At 37.7% G+C, this 1,189-nt stretch carries 1 protein-coding gene; it reads right to left on the bottom strand.

Features of this window, described 5'->3' with window-relative positions:
• Positions 1–1,189: beta strand repeat-containing protein (locus FFR48_RS27935; RefSeq protein WP_162501992.1), on the bottom strand; the 1,189-nt coding region annotated here is incomplete at both ends.

The following is a 1,189-nucleotide window of genomic DNA, read 5'->3' as shown; positions in this document are numbered from 1 at the left end:
TTCCAGCACTTGTTAAGGTGAATGTTCCCCCGATTGTACTATTACCTAATACTGTGCCGTTAGCATTGTTATTAGTAACAGTCACGTTGCCTGTATTTGCTAAGGTGGTGGTGAAGTTAGCATTATTGGCAACTGTGATACTTGTACCTGTATTTTGGGTAATTGTTCCCGCCGATGTTACTGTTAAATTGCCACTATCTTGAATATTTCCTAGTACGATATTGCCGACATTACTAGATATATTAACGTTGGCAGATGTAGAGTTGGCTGTAATATTAGCAATGCCAATATTTACTCCACCGTTAGCGCTATTAGAACTGCCAATTAATGTGATATTACCTGCATTAGAAGTGATGGCTCGATTACTGAAAATTCCTTCGGCTATACCATTAGCATTAGTGTTATTTCCTGTTAATGTGATATTTCCACTATCTGTTGATACATTACCTTGTACACTAATACCTCTAGCAGCGTTACCATTGCCTGCTGATGTCCCTGTTAATGCTATACTACCTGCATTAGAAGTGATGGCTCGATTACTGAAAATTCCTTCGGCTATACCATTAGCATTAGTGTTATTGCCTGTTAATGTGATATTTCCACTATCTGTTGATACATTATCTTGTACACTAATACCTCTAGCAGCGTTACCATTGCCTGCTGATGTACCCGTGAATGTTATACTACCACTATTTGAGGTAATTTGATCATTTATTCTAATTCCTGCTGCATTACCATTAGCATTAGTGCTATTGCCTGTTAATGTGATATTTCCACTAGTTGTTGATACACTACTTACTACATTAATACCTCTAGCAGAGATACCATTGCCTGCTGATGTACCCGTGAATGTTATACTACCACTATTTGAGGTAATTTGATTATCTATTGTAATTCCTGCTGCATTAACATTAGTGCTATTGCCTGTTAGTGTGATATTTCCTAAAGTTGTTGTTAATGTTCCTCCTATATAAATACCACGTGAGTCAGTTCCATTTCCTGATGATGTACCGGTGAAGTTAATACTGCCATTTCCTGTATTAATACTTGCTTGAAGACTCCCTACAAATAGTCCTGCAAAACCATTTACTGATGTCTTTCCTGTGGCGGTTAAATTCCCCCCATTTGTTGTTATATTTGAGTATATTGATACTGCCCCATCAATCCCTGCATTTTGACTATCCCCTGT

Origin of the sequence: Sphaerospermopsis reniformis (assembly GCF_005402885.1) — a bacterium.
Taxonomy (GTDB): Bacteria; Cyanobacteriota; Cyanobacteriia; order Cyanobacteriales; family Nostocaceae; genus Sphaerospermopsis; species Sphaerospermopsis kisseleviana.
This window is presented reverse-complemented; position numbering and strand designations above follow the sequence as displayed.